Below are 19969 nucleotides of genomic sequence, written 5' to 3'. Positions count from 1 at the left end.
ATAGAAATTAAAAAAAGATATATTGTTGCTTGGTGTAATATCTGGAGATTATGGTAAACCTCGCCCCGCTGTTGTTGTTCAATCTAATTTATATAAAAATCATCCCAGTATAACAGTTTGCCTTCACAACAGATTTAATAGATGCCCCACAACTTTTCACCTGTTATTGACTCCTACAGAGCTAAATGGTTTTAATTTAGAATCTCATATTATGGTTGATGAAATTAGTGCTATAAGAAGTGATAAAATTCAAAAAAATTGGTGAATTATCACCTGAACAACTAGAAGAGTTAATTGAAGCTATTATATTAAATTATGGATGAATTAGCCACTAATTTTCTCATTTTTTCTTGCAAAGAGTTTTGGCGTAAACGAGTTTTCAAGCTCTTAAAATCAACTATTTCTGCATTTTGATTTTGCTGGCTACATGCAAAAATATATTTCTGCTCTCCTTTAACTTTTTGAATACATTGTCCGCAAATTCCTTTCATCATACATTGCATCGATGAATTAACGCTAACTATTATTTTTGTATTTTCACTGAATATTTCATTTTTTAGACTTTGCAATTCTTCTATTATTTCAGGAGAAGCATTAATTATTACTATATCCACTGAAACTAATTTACGGATTTTTATATCAGGATAGGTAACAAATATAACTTCATTATTATTTTCTTTTAGAACTTTTAATAAGCCTATATTACCGACTTCGAAATCAACAATAACTATTTTTTTATTTTGAGGTATTTCTAGCGGCGAACCTGTCGGTCCCATTAAAACTACTTTCTCATTTTCGGATAATGTTTTACATAAGCTAGTAGATTTACCGACTTCAAAAACTATAAAGCTAATTAAGCCTTTTTCTACATCAATATCGATAGGGCTTAAGGCTACAGGCTCTATTAACTTAGCAGCATCTTCAGAATAATTTTGTAAGCGAAAAAACTGTCCGAACTTAAAATTTTTAGCAGCAAGCGGCGAATGAATTATCAACTCACAAGTTTTATCATCTAAAATATTTATTTTATTAACCCTAGAAGTCAGCAAATAATCAAGCTGCGTACAAAAATCTTTATAACTACCTTTAAAGCTAGGATTATTATTTATAAGCTTTTTGTTAATAGCGTCGTACCCTTCTTTGGTACTAGCAAGAGCCTTCACTACACTACCCGAATATTTAGGATTACAATCACCGAAATAGCTATATTTATCCTCATCGAATTGAGTGTTATTTTCTATACCGATTGCCATAATCACGGTTTTGGTTTTGATGTCATTGCGAGGAAATGCGTAGCATTGACGCGGCAATTTTGTTAAGCCAAACTCCTGAGATTGCCACGCAGTCTTTGACTGCTCGCAATGACGGTTTCGATTCTCAAACTCCACAGATTCCACATGACCGTATTTATCAACATTAATCCTTAAAGGTTGCATATTTTCCTTAAAATCAACACCGAGTGCTAATGCATATATTAGCTCCTCGTGATTTAATTTATATGCCGGCGAATCTTGCAATCTTCCACGATAGTAGACAGTAGCACCCCCAAGCTTATTAAAAACCTTTCTTAATTCTTCATTATTCTTAGCTTCTTTAAACAATTTTGCATGAGCAATAAATTCTTCAGCTATTTCTTTATCTTCCTCTGTTAAATCTTTTTCTATATAATCTTCGGCAAATTCCTCTACTTGTTTTTTATAGTAATATAAACTTTCCGTTGCTGCGTCTAAGGAAGTAAGACCGCCGCCTATTACCGCAATCGGCATCCTAATTACCATATTAGTACTAGAATTTTTCAAAAATGCCCCTCCGTTTTGCAAAGTCATTAAGAAATCAGAAGCCGTTTTTACGCCCTTAGCTTCAAAATTTTCTATATCCAAAACTTTCGGCTGACCTGCTCCAATGCAAAAAGCTATATAATCAAAACCCAAATCGAAAGCTTGTTCTTTCGTTATATTAAAATCTAAAGCTACTCCGTCATAATATTTGAAATTATTATTTCTCTCTAATATTAGCCGCAATATATCGAGATTGTTTTTATCCCACCGAACAGTAATCCCATATTCCGCTACCCCTCCAAATCCTTTTGGCATTCTTTCCGATAACAAATTTTTATATTCATGCCAAAATTTTATAGGCTTATGAACGTCAAAAGGCAGTAGATTAATTCTTAAACCGTCAATAGCCACAACATTATGACCTGACCGTAATAAATAATAGCTAAGACTAAAACCTGCAGGACCAAGACCGGTAACTAAAATATTATAATTAGTAGGTTCTTTCGGAAGCGGTGCATAAATATTAAGTGGATTCCAACGAGTAAGCAGTAAATATATCTCTAAGCCGTAAGGTAATTTAAGTGTTTCTTCTAAAATATTTGATTCTATTAATGGGATATTTACCGAATCTTGCTTTTGGTAAATACAAGCTTTTGAGCAATCATTACAAATTCTATGACCTGTTGCTGCAACCATCGGATTATCAATAACGATAATAGCAAGAGCACTTAGGTTAAAACCTTGTGCCTTAACATAGTTCATTTCAGAAATTTTTTGTTTTAACGGGCAACCTTGTTTTAAATCCGTCATTGCAAGCAACTGCAAGGAGCGTGGCAATCTCGTCAAATCTCCTGAGATTGCCACGTCGCTTTGCTCCTCGCAATGACGATTCTGAGGTTGCAGTAATCCCTTAGAACAGCTATCCTTATCTTGCTTATGGCAATAAATACAATAATGAGAATGGTTTAAAGCTTCATCTAGATTTAAAAAAGAATCTGTATAGTCAAAATCTACTCTCTCATTTTTTTGATATTTTAATATTTTTTTATCGTCTATTAGATTTTCTTTATCTAGTTTTTGTGGGAGGTTGAATAGGATGTTATCCTGTGGCTTGATATTCTCACACAAATAAACCCTATACGCAGCATACCTAGCTGCTATGTCTAATTCTTCTGCAAAACTTTCTTCTGCCTGTTGCCATATAATTATTTGTTTGGCAAATTCTCTAGAAGTAAAATTCGCACCTATTAAATCAGTTAGTTTTAAATACACATCTTCAAAATCAATATCTTTTATTTTTTCCAGTGGATATTTTTTTACGGCAACACGTTGAACAAATTTTCTTTTACATTCATAAATAATATCAAAATCTTTATGTTTTAACCTTGATATCGTTATTTCTTTTGAAATACAAAATAACTCTGCTAAAAAATCGTCTAAATGAGGGGAAATTTTTAGCAAAAATTCGGAATAATCTTTTGGAATAATGGAGATAGGAGTCGATCTAAATAACATTAAATCTTTATGCAAAGATCTATCAGCTTTAAAGAGATAATCTAAAAATATTTGATCTAATTTTTTAAGTCCGGTTAAATCTAATTCATTAAAATCTAGATTAAAACCAAGTTTCATAAATAATAAATAACTCTTTTAGAAAATTGTCTATAAATTAAATAACTGATACAAACAGTAATAAATGCAACTATAATAGACTTAACTATCAGCATCATATCCGGTAATGTTCCGTCAATCACCAACGCTTGTACGGGTCTTATAACTAAAAAGAACGGATTAAATTCAAAATATATCTTTTTAGACTCCGGAATTAGCGAATATGGATAAACTATCGGTATACTCCAATAAATAACTCCAAGAATAACACTCAACATTTGCGGAATATCTCGAATATACGGCGTTAAAAATGCTACTGCGATAGAACCACTAATCACACATATTATTAAGGGCAAAATTAATATCGGCATAAATATTATTTGCCAAGAAAATTTTTCTGGAAATAATAAAATAAAAGCAAAATACATTGCCGAAAATGAGCAAATTAAAGTATATAATTGCCCTAAACTATCCGCAACAGGAAAAAAAGTCTTAGAAATTCTAACTTTTTTTATTATTTGATCACGTGTAACTAAAGAACTTGAACAAATCGTTAAGCTGCTTACTATAAAACTCCACAAAGGAATACCGCCGACTAAGTTCATTACCATAAATTCTCTCGGCTGTCTTAATAAAAAACCGAAAAAATATGAAATTACCATTATGTGAATAAAAGGCTGAATTAAACTCCATAAAGAACCTAAAAAAGAATCTTTATTTTGCCTAATTATAGAAGCTTTAACTAGTAATGCTATTGCCCGCCAGTATTTTTTAGAAAAAAAATACTTTATCATTTATGAATTTCCTTGTTGTTGGTTATAGATTTTAAACATTTCCGATGGTGTACCATCACCTATAATATTGCCGTCTTTTAATAAAATACATCTATCGCAATTATCTTTTATAATTTCTTCTTGATGGCTTACTATTATTGAAATAGGAGTATTTTTAAATTTATTCTTCATTAAACTAAGAGATTTTTCTATAAAATAGCTATCGCCTGCCGCAAAAACTTCATCAAGTAATAGAATCTGCGGATTTTGAAATATCGATACAGAAAAAGCAAGACGTGATAACATACCGGAGCTATAAATTTTTATCGGTAAATCAATTTTACTACCAAGTTCTGAAAAATCTATAATTTCTTTTTCAATTTTTTTGCTATATTTATCCAGCATATTATTATATAGCATTAACATTTTTATATTTTCACGACCAGTTTGCTCAGACTCAAAACCAACTCCCATATCTATAATTGCCGCAATATCTCCATGAACTTTGACTGTACCGGATTTTAACGGATATATTCCGGCGATTAACTTTAGAAACGAACTTTTTCCCGAACCGTTACTCCCTATAAAAGCTATTTTTTCTCCCTCATAACAAGAAAAATTAATATTGTTTAATATAGGTATATTTGGAGAAAGAGAGACTCCTTTTTTCAAGAAGAAATGCTTTAAACCTTGAGCTCTTTTATGAGTATCAATACCTTCAACATAACCATTAGTTATCTCTATAAATACTTTTGGATGGCTAAGTGACATAAATAAATATTAAATAGATTTATTAATCCAATCTAAAAGAGAATTTTTTTGTTGCAAACCTATTTTATTATCTTTTTGTTCACCATTTTTAAATAACATTATTGTTGGAATACTACGAATACCGTATTCTGAAGGAGTGTTAGGATTTTCATCAATATTCATTTTAAGTACTTTTACTTTGCCTTGTAATTCTTTACTGATTTCATCTATTATCGGTGTTAACATTTTACACGGTCCGCACCATTCTGCCCAAAAATCAACCAGTACAGGTAAATCCGATTCTAATACTTCCTTTTTAAAAGAGCTATCCATTACGTTATTTGCCATAAATTCCTCTATGTTTTTGTAGCATTGTCCATATGGCTTTTATGTCATTTCCGCTTTTAACAGCCTTATTGCATGACTCGTTTATGTCATCCCCGCCTACACGCGGGGATGACATTGAGTAGGTTTTTCAATCTATACAACAAAGTCGCTTTTAGCTAGGAATGACATAGTGTTGCTTTCGGATTCATAAGGACAACACCTATATTTATAAATAAAATTATAAAGTACAGGCTTCTACTTGTAAATAATGAAAATCTTTTTATTTATTATATTTATTTTTTCTATTATAATATATTCGCATTATTAAAGCTGCTGTTTCCTCTATTGATCTAGTCGACACATCAATTACCGGCCAATTTCTTTGATCACAAATTTTTCTGACTTCTAGGCACTCTTTTTGTACTATATTAAAATCCGTATAGCTTTTATTTTCGTTAATTTGTAATAGATTTAATCTAGCTTCTCTTATCTCAATTAACCTATTTGGATTAATAACGAGTCCTACTACCAATTGATCTATATCTTTTTCTATAAAATCAGGAAAGGGGCAATTATAAACATAAGGAATATTGGCAGCTTTTAAACCGTTATACGCTAGAAATACGGAAGTCGGTGTCTTAGAAGTTCTAGAAGGACCTATTAATATTATATCAGCCTCTGATAATTCATTAAGCATTTGTCCGTCATCATGTCTTATAGCATAATCTATGGCATTAAGTGTATCAAAATAAGTTTTATCAAATTTATAATTGTAATTCTGTTCTTTTTCTATTTCAATACCTGAAAAAACAGACATTTCTTTAATAATTTTACCTATTACAGAAATACATGGAATTTTTAATTCATAGCAAAATTTCGTTAAAGTTTTTCGGAGTTCTTGATCGGCAATCGTGTATAATACTATCCCATGTTTATATTCTATTTTACTTAATACTTCATTTAGCAATTCCAAATTTCTAATCATTGGCCAATGATATAATTTTGGTTTTACGGAAGTAAATTGTGCAAGGGCAGAATTTGCTGCATATTTTGCAGTTTGCACGGAAGAGTCTGAAACTAAGTGAATAATTAGCTTTGTCATACTTTACATATGTAATTGTGGATAAATTTTTTAATAACTTATTATTTTTCCTATTAAAACCTATTAAAAAATTCCTCAAATCCTTATTAAATCAAGTAAATCTAGTGTATTTTCTTTTAAATAAATAGTTTGTGGATAAAATTGTGAATAAATATCATTTTTCTTTGAAAAAATAGTCTTTTCTAAGCTATAAATGAATTTTACACTTAATTATCCACTTGTATAAATTCATTACAAACTTATGTGAATAATAATTAAAAATACCTATATTTTTAAGAAAATTTTAATGAAAATTTTGTTGATAACTCTGTTTAAAACATTTAATCTACATAATTCTATTTATATAAACAACAAATAATATATTTATTATTTTAATACTTTTAGTAATAGCATGAAGCAAATTATAAATCCATTAAAAGGAAATAATAATAAAGTACCTATTTGGTTTATGCGTCAAGCAGGTAGATATTTGCCGGAATATAAAAAAGTAAGAGAAACAACAAAAAATTTTCTAGATTTTTGTTATGATGTTAGCAAAGCAACAGAAGTAACCTTACAACCGATAAAACGTTATGGATTTGATGCAGCTATTATTTTTTCCGATATATTAGTTTTACCTCATGCTCTTGGATGGGAAGTGGATTTTAAAGAAAATATAGGGCCTATATTAAAGCAATTCAAATCACAAGAAGATTTTAAATATCTGCAAATCAATCCGAATTATAAATTAGAAAAGGTTTATGAAATAATAAAAAAAGTAAAAAAAGAATTACCATCCCCCATTTCTTTAATAGGATTTGCAGGTAGTCCTTGGACAGTGATGAGTTACATGTTAGAAGGAAAAGGAAAACAGGATTTTAAAACGAGCAAAAAATTCATATATGAAAATAAAATACTTGCTGAAGAATTATTAAATTTTATTACGGAAAAAACAGCTGATCATCTTATAAATCAAGCAAAATCTGGAGCAGATGTTTTAAAGCTTTTTGATTCATGGTCAGGAGTACTTGCAGAAGAGGAATTTACCGAATTTGTAATAGAGCCGACAAAAAAGATTATACTAAAAGTAAAAGAAGTTTTTCCAAAAACTCCTATAATTGCTTTTCCTAAAGGAGCAGGATTATTGTACGAAAAATTTATAAAAGAAGTACCGATAGATGTTTTAGCCGTAGATCAAATGGTTCCTCTTGAAAAAATGAAAGAGTGGAGTGATAAAGTAATAGTACAAGGTAATTTAGATCCGGTTGTATTATTAACTAATAAAGAAATTATTAAAGAAAAAACTTATAAAATTCTTCAGGCAATGAAAGGAAAGAATTTTATCTTTAATTTAGGACATGGTATTTTGCCTGAAACACCTACGGAAAATGTAGAATTTTTGACAGAATATGTTAGGTTATATGAAGAAAAGAATAGCAATAGTACTTTTTAATTTAGGCGGTCCAAAAAACCTTAAATCAGTTAAGCCTTTTCTATTTAATCTATTCTATGACAAAGCTATAATTAATCTACCAAATCCTTTGCGTTATATTATCGCTAAAATAATTTCTATTACTAGAGAGAAAAAATCTCAAAAAATTTATTCTTTAATTGGTGGTAAATCTTCTTTACTGCAGGAAACAGAGGAGCAGAAATTAGCACTAACTGAAAAGCTAAAGCAACTTATAAAAGAAGATTTCGCTATTTTTATAAATATGAGATATTCAGCACCGTTTGCTAAAGAAGTAATAGGTCAAATAAAAAAATATAATCCAAGCGAAATAATATTATTGCCTCTATATTCTCAATTTTCAAGTACTACGACAGGATCATCGGTTAAAAATTTTTTACAAAACCTTGATATTGATATTCCAATTAAAACAATTTGCTGTTATCCTCTAGAAAAAGATTTTATAAAAGCTCATGTTTCATTAATTAAAGAAAAACTATATGATAAAAATTTTCGTATATTATTTTCTGCTCACGGGTTACCCGAAAAAATAATAAAAGCAGGTGATCCTTATGGTTTTCAGATAAAAGAAACAGTACAAGCAATAGTTAAAGAATTAAATATAAAAGATCTAGATTATAAGATAACTTATCAAAGTAGAGTAGGACCTATAGAGTGGTTAAAACCTAATACGGAAGACGAAATAGAGCTAGCAGGAAAGTTAAAAAAAGACATAATTATCGTACCTATATCCTTTGTATCCGAGCATGTTGAAACACTAGTAGAGCTTGATATTGAATATAAATTAATCGCAGATAAATATGAAATTCAATATACCCGAATTCCGACACTTGGAACAAATAAAATTTTTATTAATAGTTTGACAAATATATTGCTACGATTTATTAATAAGGTTGATACTAATTTAGTTATGAGTAGCTCTAGTACAAGAATATGTCCAAACGAATTTACTAAATGTTTGTGTAAATTAACAAGTTAATAAGGAAAAGAATGGCAAGTTACTATCTATGGTTTAAGTCAGTCCATCTGATATCTGCTATGTGTTGGATGGCAGGGCTTCTTTATTTACCTAGAATATATGTTTATCATATCAAAGCTAAAATAGGTAGTGAGCTAGATAGTACTTTACAAGTAATGGAGCTAAAATTACTCAGATTCATTATGAATCCAGCAATGATTAGCACATTTATTTTTGGTTTAATAAATGCTCATATTTACGGGTTTGTTGCTCTTGATACTTGGTTTCACATTAAAATGTTTGCAGTATTAGTTTTAGTGATATTTCACGGTTTACTTGCAAGATGGCGAAAAGATTTTGCAAATGGTAAGAATGTCCATTCAGAAAAATTTTATCGCATAGTTAATGAGATTCCGACTATTTGCATGATTGTTGCAGTGATTATGGTTATAGTGAAACCATTTGACTAGTATACTCTTTGTTATTTGAAAAGGGATTGTTAAAGATATATCGTCATTGCGAGCAAGAAATAATAACAAACTCTAAGATTGTGTTTCGTCAATATTTTCTTTTGAAGTAAATTCTGCTACGAGTTCAGGTAGGCTCTTGTTAGTTTTGTTGGATATGTAGTTACTCCCGATTAATTAAACTAAAGCATTGCTTTTAAGCTCTGGACATTCCTATTATAGCTGACTTTTGGTAGAGATTGCTACAACCCCGAAATAGTGTTTTACTATTTCAGTTAAAGCTTATGCCTAACTTCCTTTGGTGGTTTTCAGTAGTCGACGTAGTAGGAGCATTGACTGATAGTAGTGACCCTGGAGCTTATTGAAGAAAACTAAAACAAAGGTTAAACGAAGAAAAAAGTGAGGTCATGACAAACTGTCACGGACTGAAATTAACTGCCACAGATGGAAAAAAATATATAACAGACTGTGCAAATACAGAGTCATTACTTCGTATTATACAATCTATTCCGTCTCCAAAGGCAGAACCATTTAAACAATGGCTTGCAAGTCGGTTATGAGAGGATTCAAGAAATTTCTGATCCGGAAAAGTCAATTGATAGAGCAAGGGATAATTGGAAACGACACGGTCGTAGCGAGAAATGGATTCAACAACGTATGATGGGGCAGGAAACACGAAATAAATTAACTGATTACTGTGGAAAAACCATGAAGTAACAAAAGAGAATGAATTTGCTATATTAACTAATATTATTCATCAAGAATGGGCTGGTATAACTTAAAGAACACAAAAATATTAAGGGCTTAACAAATCAAAATTTACGTGATCACATGAATGAAGCAGAATTAATTTTTACTGCTCTTGCTGAATTATCTACTTCGTCTCAGGTAGTAGAAACCAATAATGTAACAGGAATGGAAAAAAATAAGGTTGCAGGTAAAATAGGAGGAAGTATAGCTAAAAACGCTAAAACAGCCTTGGAAAATAAAACTGGTAAAAAAGTAATCTCAACAGAACATTATTTACTGCCTAAACTTACAAAGTAAAAAATTTTGTTATAGTGAAATGCATTGAATTAGGTGACATTTTTTAATTTTTAAATAATATATCTCATATCGTAAATGGGTTGGCATTCGCTATATCCTTAAAAAAAATTGGTTTTGTGGAAAATACTCTCACTTTTGACAGAAGTTTCAACACACCGAAATAGCATTTTGCCATTCCGGTTATGATTTTAAAAAAGTCAATTAAACTTTACTTCAGGTGGCAATGACATTAATATTGCTTCGACATTTCCATCGGTCATTAAGCCGAATTTAGTACCGCGGTCATATAGCAAATTAAATTCTACATATCTACCTCGCCTTATAAGCTGGTATTCTTTCTGCTCAGCTGTCCAAGGTAAAAATAACTTACTTCTAACGATTTCAGGATATACCGACAACAAAGTCTTACCTACGTCCTGTGTAAAGGCAAAATCCTGTTCAAAATTACCATTATTTAAGTAATCATAGAATATTCCGCCTACTCCTCTCGGCTCTTTTCGATGCTTTAGATAAAAATATTCATCACATTGCTTTTTGAATTTAGGATAATAGCTAGAATCATACTTATCGCACGCTTCTTTAAAAGCTGTATGAAACTTTACAGTTTCGTTTTGTTCCGGATAAAAAGGTGTTAAATCGCTACCGCCGCCAAACCAACTTTTAGAAGTTTCTATATAACGAGTATTAAAATGCATAGCGGGAATTAGCGGCGATTTAAGATGTGCGACTAATGAAATGCCTGTTGCAAAGAATTTCCCGTCTAGCTCTGCTCCTGGAATTTCGTTGCGGAATTCGGGAGAAATTTTACCAAATACGGTAGATATATTAACCCCGACTTTTTCAAATACTGCTCCTTTCATGAGAGACATGACACCGCCACCGCCGCCGTTACGTTGCCAGCTTGAGCGTACAAACTTAGCCGGTTTTAAACCTTTGGTTTGTGCATATTCTTCTTCGATTTTTTCAAATTCTTTGCACAATAAATCACGTAAATTAGTAAACCAACTACTTGTTATTTCTTTATTTTCTATGTTCATAATTATTAAGCAACGATTTAATTACTTTCCTCATCATATACATAATCACTAAAAATACGGCAGCAATGATCATAATATAAAAAGCCGGAGCATAAAATAAGCCTGTGCGCTCTACAAGCCAACGAGAAATAATAGGTGAAGTTCCACCGAATATCGCTATTGCAAAATTGTAGCTGAAAGCAACACCGGTAAACCTTTGTTCTGCCGTAAACAAGGATATAACGAGTATATAAGCTGTACCTGCTATGCTTCCTGCAAGCATACCAAGCATTGTAAGAGCTATAATTTGTTGCCACATCTCTTCTGTCGACATAAGTAACATGGTCGGTAAAATCAATATCAAGATAGCAACACCAACAAGCATTGCCATTTTAAATTTTCCGATAATATCGGCAGTACCGCCGGCAAGCGGCATCGCTATCATCGCAATAAACGAACTATACGCTAAATATGATAAAGCAATAGTATTACTAAGATGCATTACATTATAATAGAAAACATTTATATATGTTTTTACTAAATACATAACGCTGCTAGCGATAGCACCTATACACATAGTTAAAAACATCGATCTCCAAGCAGTTCTAATTACATTGGAAAAAGGTGCTTTAAGAACTTGTTTCTTTTTCTCAAGCATTTTAAAAATCGGTGTTTCCGATACGCGCAATCGCAAGTAAAATCCTGCAAGACCCATAAACCCGCCAAGCAGAAAAGCAAAACGCCAAGCAAAATCTATATGAGAGAAATAACGTTCTATTATAATACCGATAAGTGTTGCAATTAAGGTACCGGCGATATTTGAACCATGTACTAAACCTGCCGTAAAACCCGGTCTTAAATTTTGACGATGTTCAAGGATAAAAATAGCCGCTCCCGTTCCTTCACCGCTAATACATAAACCTTGAATAAGTCGCATTATAACTAGAGTTATAGGGGCATAAATCCCAATACTTGCATATGAGGGTATGAAACCCATAATAAAGGTCGGAATAGTCATACCTAGCATCGAGATTATCAAAGCGATACGTCTACCGTATCTATCACCGATATAACCGAATAATATGCCTCCTATCGGTCTTGTCAGAAAGCCAACCGCAAATACTCCAAGGCTTAGAAGAATTCTAATGAATTCTGATTCGCCTGGAAAAAAAACTTGTCCAATAATCAGCGAAAAAACTGAATATACCGTAAAGTCATAATATTCGAGTACATTACCTGAAATAGCAGATAAAAAAATGAACTTAGACCTATTATTCATCGAGCTTTAAATAACTTAATTACTAATTAGTTATTATAGACAAGTTACATAATTTATAAAGTGTAATTTATAATATTTAATTGTCGGTATTTTAATTCTTGTGGTGATAGTAATATGTTTTTGTGGTTATAAGTTCTTGTTTAATAAACAACCTGAATCAGTTGCAAATGATTTTGAAAAAGAATTAGCAAAATGTGATAAAGCTATAAAACAAAATCCGAATGATGCATATATTGGATATGGATTTAGACTAAGAATACTGGGACTTAGATTTCCTGAAAAATATGAGTTGGCCCTTGAAGTTTATAACAAAGCAATTGCACTAAACCCTAATCATTTTCAGGCTTATCTTAATAAAGGAGCGGTATTAATTCAGTTGGGAAAATACGATTTAGCTTTAGAAGCTTATAATAAGGCAATCGAAGTAGATCCAAGTCATCCTTATGCTTATAACAATAAAGCAGAAATATTAAGAAAGCTTGAAAAATACGATTTATCTCTTGAATCATACAATAAAGCATTAGAATTAGAGCCAAATGACTTTGAGACACAAGCTCAAATACAAGCATTAGACATGCAAAAGGCTAAATAATAGTAATAATTTATTATGACTATTATAACGTACATGATTAATTTGGTCATTATTATTATAATATACACGTTATAATGGTCAAGCACTTATAACCTAGTTATCCTCTAGTGGTACCGGAATTCCTACTTTTGTAAGTTTAGCTCCTTTTGGCTTTTTAATTCCTGCAAATTTCTGTTCTTCTTGTTGTTTTCGTAGTTTTTTTCCTATTTTTGCAGCTTCTCTGCTACCTTTAAGAGCACTTTTTACGGGCTTTGTGTTAATATTCGTAACACCTTTTGAAGTCTTAATACTTCAAATCTTTATCAAAATATTTTACGTTTGTAGCAATACTTAAATGGTAAACTCCGCTACCTTTTTGTATAAACTGATTTTGATTTTGTAAAGCTTTACCTTCTAAATCTAAGAATTTACCATCTTTACCAAAATCACCTACTTCTCCAACTTTTGTACCACTAAGATCATATGCGTAAAGTTTTTCTTCATGGAAATCTAGGTTGTTTAAAAAGTTCTCTATAGAATTCTTATCATTAGTAAAATTGCCTAATTCATGGGTGCCTATAATTTTCTCTTCTTTGCTTACTACTTTTTTCGTATTTTTAATAATTCCAAGATAGGCTAGAGCTTTTTTAAACTTACCCAAATTACGCTTTACCTCAACTTCTACGGGTCTAGAAAATTCTTTTTCTTTTACTTCTTCAACTTCTCCTATAACTAATTGCCCATCTATGGGGCTGTCCAGTTCATCTTTAAAATGAATTAATTTGGCATTTTACTCTATTTAAGTCAGTTTCTTCAGTTTGAAAATGTAGATGTTTTTTTCTGGCATAAATTCCTCCTTGAATAAATTGTGGTTTATTTTAAATGTAAAGGAGTAAATTAAATTTTTGCAAGAAGTTTTTATTGTTAGTTATTTCTCAATAAATAACAAATATTAAGAATTAAAAACTACTGTGCCATCCAGCCGCCATATATCAAGAGTCCACTACCTGTTATTGATGATGCTTTTTTATCACATAAGAATATTACTAAGTTTGCTATTTCATCAGCTTCTACAAATTTTTTCGTAGCTTGAGATTTAAGGATTACATCCCTTAACGCTGATTTTTCACTGATATGTCTAGCTTTAGCAGTATCTGCTATTTGATTCCTTACTAATGGTGTGTTGACGTAACCGGGACAGATAGCATTAACTGTAATATTATTCTCAGCCACTTCTAAAGCAACGGTTTTGGTAAGTCCAAGGATACCGTACTTTACTGCTACATATGCCGACTTGAAAGGTGATGCGACATATGCATGAGCGGAAGCGATATTAACAATTCGCCTGAAGCCGTTTTTTCATAATCTGTATTGCGTATTTTTTAGTATAGAAAGATGCTATTAAATCTATACGCAAAATTTGCTCCCATTTATCTTCAGGAAATTCATCGATAGGAGCAACATGCTGAATACCTGCATTATTTACTAATGTACTGTCATACCGTGGCTTGTACCAGCAAGCTAAATCGTCATTGCAAGCAGAGCCATAGGCTGTGTGGCAATCTCAGAACTTTGGCACTAGATTGCTTTGTCAATTACTTACGTAATTTCCTCGCAATGACAAGAAAATTAGAACCATGCAACAAAGCTGATCAAGTCACGGGATGACATATTTAATCAAGTAATATTTGTCTTTTATTTAAAAGTAACTTATATTAGATTACACTTAAAGAAATAATGTATAAATCTATGGAAATTGTTAATAGCGTTGATGCATCTGTATCTTGCCAGGGCAAAGAACCTCCATATGACCATCCGAAAGTTTATTTAGAGATAGATAAAAAAAAAAAGAAGTTATCTGCCCATATTGTAGTAAGAAATTTAAACTAGTAACAAAATGACTATAAAATTTCTGTCAGAAAGTACTATCAACCGAATTGCTGCCGGTGAGGTTATAGAAAGGCCCGCATCGGTAGTAAAGGAATTAGTTGAAAATGCTGTTGATGCAAGTAGTACTAAAATAGATATTATTTTAGAACGTGCCGGTAAAAATCTAATAATTATTTCCGATGACGGTATCGGTATGACTGATAAGGAATTAGAAATTGCTGTTGAACGTCATACAACTTCTAAGTTTGATGAAAGCGATTTTCTAAATATTAATACTTTTGGTTTTAGGGGTGAAGCACTGCCGTCTATTGCTGCTATTAGCAAAATGCTAATTACTTCTAAAAAACGAGATGCCGACAAAGCATTTCAGATTAAGTTAATCGGCGGCAATGAAAAACAAGTTACTATTTCTGTTCATAATGAAGGTACTAAAATAGAGATACGTGATTTATTTTTTGCAACACCTGCACGTTTAAAATTTCTTAGAGCCGATAAAACAGAGCTTGCAGCAACTGTAGGTGTGGTTAAGAAAATTGCTCTAGCACATCCTAAAATTTCTTTTAGTTTAACACATGACGGCAAGAATTTATTAAAACTAAAGGGACAAAATAAAGATGCTGAAACTAACCTAAAACAGCGTATAATTGATGTAATAGGTGATGATTTTATAAAAAACGCCGCTTATATAGACTTCAAAACACCTGATTTCTCTATTTGCGGCTATACTAGTAGCCCGACATATAATAGAGCTTCAAGTGAAGATCAGTTTTTATTTATTAATAATAGACCAGTAAAAGATAAATTATTACAGGTAGCTTTAAGGGTAGCATATCAAGATTATTTAGCTCGTGATCGTTATCCGATATGTGCTATATTCTTACAAATCAATCCGCAACTTGTTGACGTTAACGTACATCCGGCAAAAGCAGAGGTTAGGTTTCATGACCCGAATTATGTGCGAAACTTATTAATAGAAGCAATTAAAAATGCTTTAACAAATAAAAGCCATGTTACTTCTACTACTATCGCCTCTGATGCTCTTGAGTTATTTAAAAATCCTTTAGTTAACAAACAATCGCCAGTAAGTAAAGTTATAAACGTTAATAGTAAATCGGCAGATTATAGACCTACTACTCATTCTACACTTAATACAGTTCCTCAAAATCATGTTTGTCAAAAATTAATCGATACATTATCACATGCTAAAATAGAACAAGAAGTAGAAAATCGTATAGAACATGAACAGCAAACCCGTAAACAATATAAACTTGGGGCAGCTAAAGCACAACTTCATACGACTTATATTATTTCACAAACCGAAGATAGTATAGTGATTACCGACCAACATGCAGCACACAAACGTTTAGGGTATGAAAAAATAAAAGATTACCTTAAAACGGAAGAGTTAATCAAACAGCGTTTGCTTATCCCTGAGATAGTAGAACTGCCAAATGAAAAAAAAGCAGATTGTTTATATTACCATAGAGAAAAACTATATAAACTTGGTTTAACTCTAGAAAAATTTGGCGAAAAATCTATTATAGTAACTGAAATTCCAAATATCCTTAGAGATTTAAACGTACAAAAGTTAATTCAGGATCTCGCCGATCATTTATCGGATTTTAGCAAGAATATAGCTTTGACAGAGTTAATCGAGCATGTAACGGAAACTTATGCCTGTCATTACTCTATTAGAGCAGGACGAAAATTATCGGCAGATGAAATGAATGCCTTACTGCGTCAAATGGAAAATACGCTGCTTTCAGGTCAATGTAATCATGGCAGACCTACTTATATTGAGTTGAAGCTTAAGGATATCGAACGCTTATTTGGACAGTAACTCGTTTAATTTGAAAAATTGGTGTCATTGCGAACGACTGCAAGGAGTGCGGCAATCTCCGGAAATTAAAACTAGATTGCCACGCTCCTTTTAGTCGTTCGCAATGACGTATCTCTCTTTATTTTGCAATGCCTAGTTTTTACTTGACTATTTTTCAATTTCGTTTTATTCTGCTTTTCTTAGAATAATAAAATAATATCTTGATTTAAGGTGTCAGCTAATGGCAAAGAAAAATAAAAATGTTTTGGTAAGGCTAGTAAGTACTGCCGGCACAGGTGTTTTTTGGGTAAAGAAACGTAATCCGAAGACCCAAACCGAGAAGCTTTCTTTTCGTAAGTATGATAAAGTAGTTAGAAAACATGTTCTTTTTAAAGAAGAAAAAATAAAATAATTGTAAGTAATATAATATGGCAGTAAAAATTCGTTTAGCTAGAGGCGGTGCTAAAAAGCGTCCTTTTTACCGTGTAGTAGTAGCTAACGCAACAGCACCTCGTGACGGTGACTTTTTAGAAAAAGTCGGAACTTATGATCCAATGCTTGCTTCAGATAATAGTGAGCGTGTTGTTTTAAAAAAAGATCGTATAGAATATTGGCTTGGCACCGGTGCTAAACCAACTGAGCGAGTCGCAAAATTTATTGAGCAAGCGGGTGTTATTCTTCCTGAGAAAGTTAAAAAGGAAATGGAAGTGAAAGCAAAAAACCGCAAAGCTAGACTAAGTAAAAAGGAAGCTAAAGAAGCTTAGTTTATAGTGTATTTTCATCATTGCGAGCAGGCATTGACTGTGTGGATCAATTCAGCCCCTGTCATCTCCCGCTATTTGATTGCGGGATTTAGTAAATTTGACTATTACAAGTTATTTTTCTAGATATTGTGGTCAAGCCACGGGTATGACAGCACATATCTCTTCTCTATAATCATATTAATATGCCGGATTAGCTCAGTGGTAGAGCAACCGCCTTGTAAGCGGTAGGTCATCAGTTCAAATCCGATATCCGGCACCATCAAAATTTTTCTTGTCATACTGGGACTATCTTTATATAGATACCAAATCGTCATTGCGAGCAGCCGTAGGCTGCGTGGCAATCTCATGAAATAATAACACACTTACATACAATAGTGACATCCTTTAAAATTTTTATATATGATAGTAATCGATAAAACATCTTATAGAGCTGTGGGATTTGATAAACGTATTAAATTCCTAGTGCTACATTATACACAATGTGATTTTAAGCAGTCTTTAGATTTTCTAACCGGTGAAAAGTTAAGTAGCCATTATTTAATAAACAATGAAAATCCTGAACATATATTTCAATTAGTAGAAGAGCATGATAGAGCATGGCATGCTGGAGTAAGTTACTGGCAAGGTCATGAGCGTATTAATGATACATCAATCGGTATTGAAATCGTAAATCCTGCTTTTGAAGTAAATGCAAAAAACAATGATATAGTTTGGTTACCCTATTCGGAAAGGCAAATTAATAGTGTTATAAGTTTGTGTAAACAGATTATTGCTAGATATGATATTAGACCTACTAGAGTAGTTGGGCATTCTGATATTGCTCCAGGTAGAAAACAGGACCCTGGCCCGCTATTTCCTTGGAAACTATTATATGATAACGATATTGGAGCTTGGTATGATGAACAGGTGTTTAATAATCTATTGCCGCAAGTCGACATAACCGATATTGCAGCAATTCAGCAAAAATTTATTACATACGGTTATAAACTTGAAGTTACCGACATTTTAGACTCTAAAATGAAAGATATTATAATTTCGTTTCAAATGCATTTTCGTCCTAGTAATTTTTCTGGCGATTTGGATGCTGAAACCATAGCAATTTTAGATGCATTAATATTGAAATATAAATCTGAATTAATATGATAAGATTTATAACTATACCGGATTTTGCGGATTATCAAGTTATTTTGAAATTAATGGAAGATTACGTTAACAAAGTAATTAGTGATCATGAGCCGGAAATTATTTATTTAGTTGAACATTCGGAAGTATATACAGCCGGTACTAATTATAAACAAGAAGAATTATTAAATTACGGTGATATTCCGGTAATTTACACAGGACGTGGCGGTAAATTTACTTTTCATGGACCGGGTCAGCGTGTTATTTATCCAATTCTTAATTTAGATTCACCAAATCGACACAAAGATTTAAAGCTATATATAAAAATGCTTGAAGAATGGATTATAAATAGCTTAAATTATTTTGGAATTAAAGCATATCTTATTAAAGATAAAGTAGGAATTTGGGTAAAAGTAAGGAAAGATGAATTTGCTAAAATTGCTGCAATAGGTGTTAGAGTAAGAAAATGGGTTACATATCACGGTGTAGCTATAAATATTTCAACAGATTTAAGTAAGTTTAGTGGGATTATTCCTTGTGGACTTGAAAATTCTTTAGTAACATCTTTAAATCAGTTAGGGATTCATGTTGAAATGTCTGAATTTGATAAAATTATTCAAACTGAATTTAATAAAATATTTAAATGATCAAAAAATTTCTACTCACAATTTTTGCTCTTTGGGTCGGTGGTTTTGGTTATTATTTATATTTAATAAATTCTTATAAGCTTAATAGTAATACCACTAATGCAATAATAGTATTTGTAGGAGGAGGACATAAAATTGAAACCGGTATTGCTTGGCTTAAGGCAGGTTATGCACCTATATTATTTATTACTGGTATAGAATCTACAGAGCAATTAAAAATTTTGTTAAAGGAACGTAATGTTATAGAACAGCAGGTAATATTTGCTCCGAATAAAATAATGTCTGAAGAAGATAATATTAAGAAAGTGGTTGATTTTATTGTAACTTACAATCTTACTTCAATAATTTTAGTAGAGCATAATTATAATATGCCTTTTATGCTAAATAAGCTTGAAAAAGCGATTCCTTCTTCTAATAATATCTATATAGTACCATATCCTGTTTTTTCCAAACAAAAATATGATGTGTTATTAAAATCCTATCATCGTTATTTAATGAGTATACTCGTTTAATTTGCTTCTTTACTCTTTTCCAGTACAATATTTTAGAACGGCTACGTCAAATAATGCAGAAATTAAAGAGCCTATTATTACTGCAG

At 31.6% G+C, this 19969-nt stretch carries 24 protein-coding genes, 1 tRNA gene and 1 pseudogene; 16 read left to right on the top strand and 10 right to left on the bottom strand.

Annotated features, from left to right (window positions below; all coding sequences use genetic code 11):
• Positions 1-25 precede the first annotated feature (25 nt).
• Positions 26-265 (top strand): type II toxin-antitoxin system PemK/MazF family toxin, encoded by a 240-nt coding sequence (locus ACHBLB_RS02460; protein WP_475842389.1) that lies wholly within the window; start codon positions 26-28, stop codon positions 263-265.
• A gap of 43 nt (positions 266-308) precedes the next feature.
• Here ACHBLB_RS02460 and ACHBLB_RS02455 read toward each other — a convergent pair whose 3' ends face one another.
• The 5 genes from ACHBLB_RS02455 to ACHBLB_RS02435 all read right to left on the bottom strand — a co-directional run bounded on the left by ACHBLB_RS02455 (position 309) and on the right by ACHBLB_RS02435 (position 6341).
• Positions 309-3410 carry an FAD-dependent oxidoreductase gene (locus ACHBLB_RS02455; RefSeq protein WP_475842386.1) on the bottom strand — a complete coding sequence of 1034 codons (3102 nt, stop codon included), beginning with the start codon at positions 3408-3410 and terminating at the stop codon, positions 309-311.
• A complete protein-coding gene (locus ACHBLB_RS02450; protein WP_004997009.1) occupies positions 3407-4183 on the bottom strand; it encodes an ABC transporter permease in 777 nt (258 codons plus the stop codon). Before ACHBLB_RS02450 ends, ACHBLB_RS02455 begins: the two co-directional genes overlap by 4 nt.
• Positions 4184-4933: an ABC transporter ATP-binding protein gene (locus tag ACHBLB_RS02445; RefSeq protein ID WP_012150227.1), complete on the bottom strand. Its 750-nt coding sequence runs from the start codon at positions 4931-4933 to the stop codon at positions 4184-4186. It lies immediately after the preceding gene.
• A gap of 9 nt (positions 4934-4942) precedes the next feature.
• Complete coding sequence (trxA, locus tag ACHBLB_RS02440; protein WP_475842384.1) at positions 4943-5260, bottom strand: thioredoxin; 318 nt, start codon at positions 5258-5260, stop codon at positions 4943-4945.
• 259 nt (positions 5261-5519) lie between these two features.
• A complete protein-coding gene (locus ACHBLB_RS02435; protein ID WP_012150225.1) occupies positions 5520-6341 on the bottom strand; it encodes a pyruvate, water dikinase regulatory protein in 822 nt (273 codons plus the stop codon).
• Positions 6342-6732: 391 nt separating this feature from the next.
• On the opposite strand from ACHBLB_RS02435, the gene hemE reads away from it, so the two are divergent.
• From hemE to ACHBLB_RS02405, 6 genes are all read left to right on the top strand, one after another.
• Positions 6733-7773, top strand: coding sequence for a uroporphyrinogen decarboxylase (gene hemE / locus ACHBLB_RS02430; RefSeq protein ID WP_475842382.1), 1041 nt, complete (start codon positions 6733-6735; stop codon positions 7771-7773).
• The gene (gene hemH, locus ACHBLB_RS02425) at positions 7730-8770 is read left to right on the top strand and encodes a ferrochelatase (protein ID WP_012151474.1); all 1041 of its coding nucleotides are present in this window, start codon (positions 7730-7732) and stop codon (positions 8768-8770) included. The genes hemE and hemH overlap by 44 nt, the downstream gene beginning before the upstream one ends.
• Before the next feature lie 11 nt (positions 8771-8781).
• Positions 8782-9219 (top strand): protoporphyrinogen oxidase HemJ, encoded by a 438-nt coding sequence (gene hemJ / locus ACHBLB_RS02420; RefSeq protein WP_475842380.1) that lies wholly within the window; start codon positions 8782-8784, stop codon positions 9217-9219.
• A 404-nt stretch (positions 9220-9623) separates the two neighbouring features.
• Positions 9624-9776 carry a BRO family protein gene (locus ACHBLB_RS02415; protein WP_230453563.1) on the top strand — a complete coding sequence of 51 codons (153 nt, stop codon included), beginning with the start codon at positions 9624-9626 and terminating at the stop codon, positions 9774-9776.
• Positions 9760-9933, top strand: a complete 174-nt coding sequence (locus tag ACHBLB_RS02410) for a hypothetical protein (RefSeq protein ID WP_475842378.1) — start codon at positions 9760-9762, stop codon at positions 9931-9933. The genes ACHBLB_RS02415 and ACHBLB_RS02410 overlap by 17 nt, the downstream gene beginning before the upstream one ends.
• A 114-nt stretch (positions 9934-10047) precedes the next feature.
• Positions 10048-10263, top strand: coding sequence for a hypothetical protein (locus tag ACHBLB_RS02405; RefSeq protein ID WP_475842375.1), 216 nt, complete (start codon positions 10048-10050; stop codon positions 10261-10263).
• A 197-nt stretch (positions 10264-10460) separates the two neighbouring features.
• On the opposite strand, the gene hemF is transcribed toward ACHBLB_RS02405, so the two are convergent.
• Together hemF and ACHBLB_RS02395 are read right to left on the bottom strand one after the other, a co-directional pair.
• Positions 10461-11300 (bottom strand): oxygen-dependent coproporphyrinogen oxidase, encoded by an 840-nt coding sequence (gene hemF, locus ACHBLB_RS02400; protein ID WP_475842373.1) that lies wholly within the window; start codon positions 11298-11300, stop codon positions 10461-10463.
• On the bottom strand, positions 11284-12558 hold the full coding sequence (locus tag ACHBLB_RS02395; protein ID WP_475842371.1) for an MFS transporter: 1275 nt from the start codon (positions 12556-12558) through the stop codon (positions 11284-11286). Before ACHBLB_RS02395 ends, hemF begins: the two co-directional genes overlap by 17 nt.
• Positions 12559-12694: 136 nt before the next feature.
• On the opposite strand from ACHBLB_RS02395, the gene ACHBLB_RS02390 reads away from it, so the two are divergent.
• Complete coding sequence (locus ACHBLB_RS02390) at positions 12695-13150, top strand: tetratricopeptide repeat protein (protein ID WP_475842369.1); 456 nt, start codon at positions 12695-12697, stop codon at positions 13148-13150.
• A gap of 283 nt (positions 13151-13433) precedes the next feature.
• Here ACHBLB_RS02390 and ACHBLB_RS02385 read toward each other — a convergent pair whose 3' ends face one another.
• The 3 genes from ACHBLB_RS02385 to ACHBLB_RS02375 form a co-directional block, all read right to left on the bottom strand.
• Positions 13434-13790, bottom strand: a complete 357-nt coding sequence (locus ACHBLB_RS02385; RefSeq protein WP_228368855.1) for a hypothetical protein — start codon at positions 13788-13790, stop codon at positions 13434-13436.
• Positions 13791-14095: 305 nt separating this feature from the next.
• Entirely contained in the window at positions 14096-14461 is a 366-nt protein-coding gene (locus tag ACHBLB_RS02380) for an SDR family oxidoreductase (RefSeq protein WP_475842709.1), read from the bottom strand.
• 1 nt (position 14462) lies between these two features.
• The gene (locus ACHBLB_RS02375) at positions 14463-14582 is read right to left on the bottom strand and encodes a hypothetical protein (RefSeq protein WP_252081324.1); all 120 of its coding nucleotides are present in this window, start codon (positions 14580-14582) and stop codon (positions 14463-14465) included.
• 284 nt (positions 14583-14866) lie between these two features.
• On the opposite strand from ACHBLB_RS02375, the pseudogene ACHBLB_RS02370 reads away from it, so the two are divergent.
• The 8 genes and pseudogenes from ACHBLB_RS02370 to ACHBLB_RS02335 all read left to right on the top strand — a co-directional run bounded on the left by ACHBLB_RS02370 (position 14867) and on the right by ACHBLB_RS02335 (position 19883).
• Positions 14867-15030: pseudogene (locus tag ACHBLB_RS02370) on the top strand (zinc-finger domain-containing protein).
• Positions 15027-16859, top strand: coding sequence for a DNA mismatch repair endonuclease MutL (gene mutL, locus ACHBLB_RS02365; protein WP_475842367.1), 1833 nt, complete (start codon positions 15027-15029; stop codon positions 16857-16859). Before ACHBLB_RS02370 ends, mutL begins: the two are co-directional and overlap by 4 nt.
• A 220-nt stretch (positions 16860-17079) precedes the next feature.
• Positions 17080-17250 (top strand): 50S ribosomal protein L33, encoded by a 171-nt coding sequence (gene rpmG / locus ACHBLB_RS02360; RefSeq protein ID WP_004997072.1) that lies wholly within the window; start codon positions 17080-17082, stop codon positions 17248-17250.
• A 16-nt stretch (positions 17251-17266) separates the two neighbouring features.
• Complete coding sequence (gene rpsP / locus ACHBLB_RS02355) at positions 17267-17602, top strand: 30S ribosomal protein S16 (RefSeq protein WP_475842365.1); 336 nt, start codon at positions 17267-17269, stop codon at positions 17600-17602.
• 184 nt (positions 17603-17786) lie between these two features.
• Positions 17787-17861: transfer RNA gene (locus ACHBLB_RS02350), tRNA-Thr, on the top strand.
• 140 nt (positions 17862-18001) lie between these two features.
• On the top strand, positions 18002-18745 hold the full coding sequence (locus ACHBLB_RS02345) for an N-acetylmuramoyl-L-alanine amidase (RefSeq protein ID WP_475842363.1): 744 nt from the start codon (positions 18002-18004) through the stop codon (positions 18743-18745).
• A complete protein-coding gene (lipB, locus tag ACHBLB_RS02340; protein ID WP_062811090.1) occupies positions 18742-19371 on the top strand; it encodes a lipoyl(octanoyl) transferase LipB in 630 nt (209 codons plus the stop codon). The genes ACHBLB_RS02345 and lipB overlap by 4 nt, the downstream gene beginning before the upstream one ends.
• Complete coding sequence (locus tag ACHBLB_RS02335) at positions 19368-19883, top strand: YdcF family protein (protein ID WP_475842361.1); 516 nt, start codon at positions 19368-19370, stop codon at positions 19881-19883. Before lipB ends, ACHBLB_RS02335 begins: the two co-directional genes overlap by 4 nt.
• Positions 19884-19969 lie beyond the last annotated feature (86 nt).

Source organism: Rickettsia lanei (assembly GCF_056242675.1).
This window is presented reverse-complemented; position numbering and strand designations above follow the sequence as displayed.

What these genes read in the sequence shown, in the direction of transcription:
- ACHBLB_RS02455 (WP_475842386.1), bottom strand. Translation starts at nt 3,410, where the DNA reads ATGAAACTTGGTTTTAATCTAGATTTTAATGAATTAGATTTAACCGGA.
- ACHBLB_RS02450 (WP_004997009.1), bottom strand. Translation starts at nt 4,183, where the DNA reads ATGATAAAGTATTTTTTTTCTAAAAAATACTGGCGGGCAATAGCATTA.
- ACHBLB_RS02445 (WP_012150227.1), bottom strand. Translation starts at nt 4,933, where the DNA reads ATGTCACTTAGCCATCCAAAAGTATTTATAGAGATAACTAATGGTTAT.
- trxA (WP_475842384.1), bottom strand. Translation starts at nt 5,260, where the DNA reads ATGGCAAATAACGTAATGGATAGCTCTTTTAAAAAGGAAGTATTAGAA.
- ACHBLB_RS02435 (WP_012150225.1), bottom strand. Translation starts at nt 6,341, where the DNA reads ATGACAAAGCTAATTATTCACTTAGTTTCAGACTCTTCCGTGCAAACT.
- hemE (WP_475842382.1), top strand. Translation starts at nt 6,733, where the DNA reads ATGAAGCAAATTATAAATCCATTAAAAGGAAATAATAATAAAGTACCT.
- hemH (WP_012151474.1), top strand. Translation starts at nt 7,730, where the DNA reads ATGTTAGGTTATATGAAGAAAAGAATAGCAATAGTACTTTTTAATTTA.
- hemJ (WP_475842380.1), top strand. Translation starts at nt 8,782, where the DNA reads ATGGCAAGTTACTATCTATGGTTTAAGTCAGTCCATCTGATATCTGCT.
- ACHBLB_RS02415 (WP_230453563.1), top strand. Translation starts at nt 9,624, where the DNA reads ATGACAAACTGTCACGGACTGAAATTAACTGCCACAGATGGAAAAAAA.
- ACHBLB_RS02405 (WP_475842375.1), top strand. Translation starts at nt 10,048, where the DNA reads ATGAATGAAGCAGAATTAATTTTTACTGCTCTTGCTGAATTATCTACT.
- hemF (WP_475842373.1), bottom strand. Translation starts at nt 11,300, where the DNA reads ATGAACATAGAAAATAAAGAAATAACAAGTAGTTGGTTTACTAATTTA.
- ACHBLB_RS02395 (WP_475842371.1), bottom strand. Translation starts at nt 12,558, where the DNA reads ATGAATAATAGGTCTAAGTTCATTTTTTTATCTGCTATTTCAGGTAAT.
- mutL (WP_475842367.1), top strand. Translation starts at nt 15,027, where the DNA reads ATGACTATAAAATTTCTGTCAGAAAGTACTATCAACCGAATTGCTGCC.
- rpmG (WP_004997072.1), top strand. Translation starts at nt 17,080, where the DNA reads ATGGCAAAGAAAAATAAAAATGTTTTGGTAAGGCTAGTAAGTACTGCC.
- rpsP (WP_475842365.1), top strand. Translation starts at nt 17,267, where the DNA reads ATGGCAGTAAAAATTCGTTTAGCTAGAGGCGGTGCTAAAAAGCGTCCT.
- ACHBLB_RS02345 (WP_475842363.1), top strand. Translation starts at nt 18,002, where the DNA reads ATGATAGTAATCGATAAAACATCTTATAGAGCTGTGGGATTTGATAAA.
- lipB (WP_062811090.1), top strand. Translation starts at nt 18,742, where the DNA reads ATGATAAGATTTATAACTATACCGGATTTTGCGGATTATCAAGTTATT.
- ACHBLB_RS02335 (WP_475842361.1), top strand. Translation starts at nt 19,368, where the DNA reads ATGATCAAAAAATTTCTACTCACAATTTTTGCTCTTTGGGTCGGTGGT.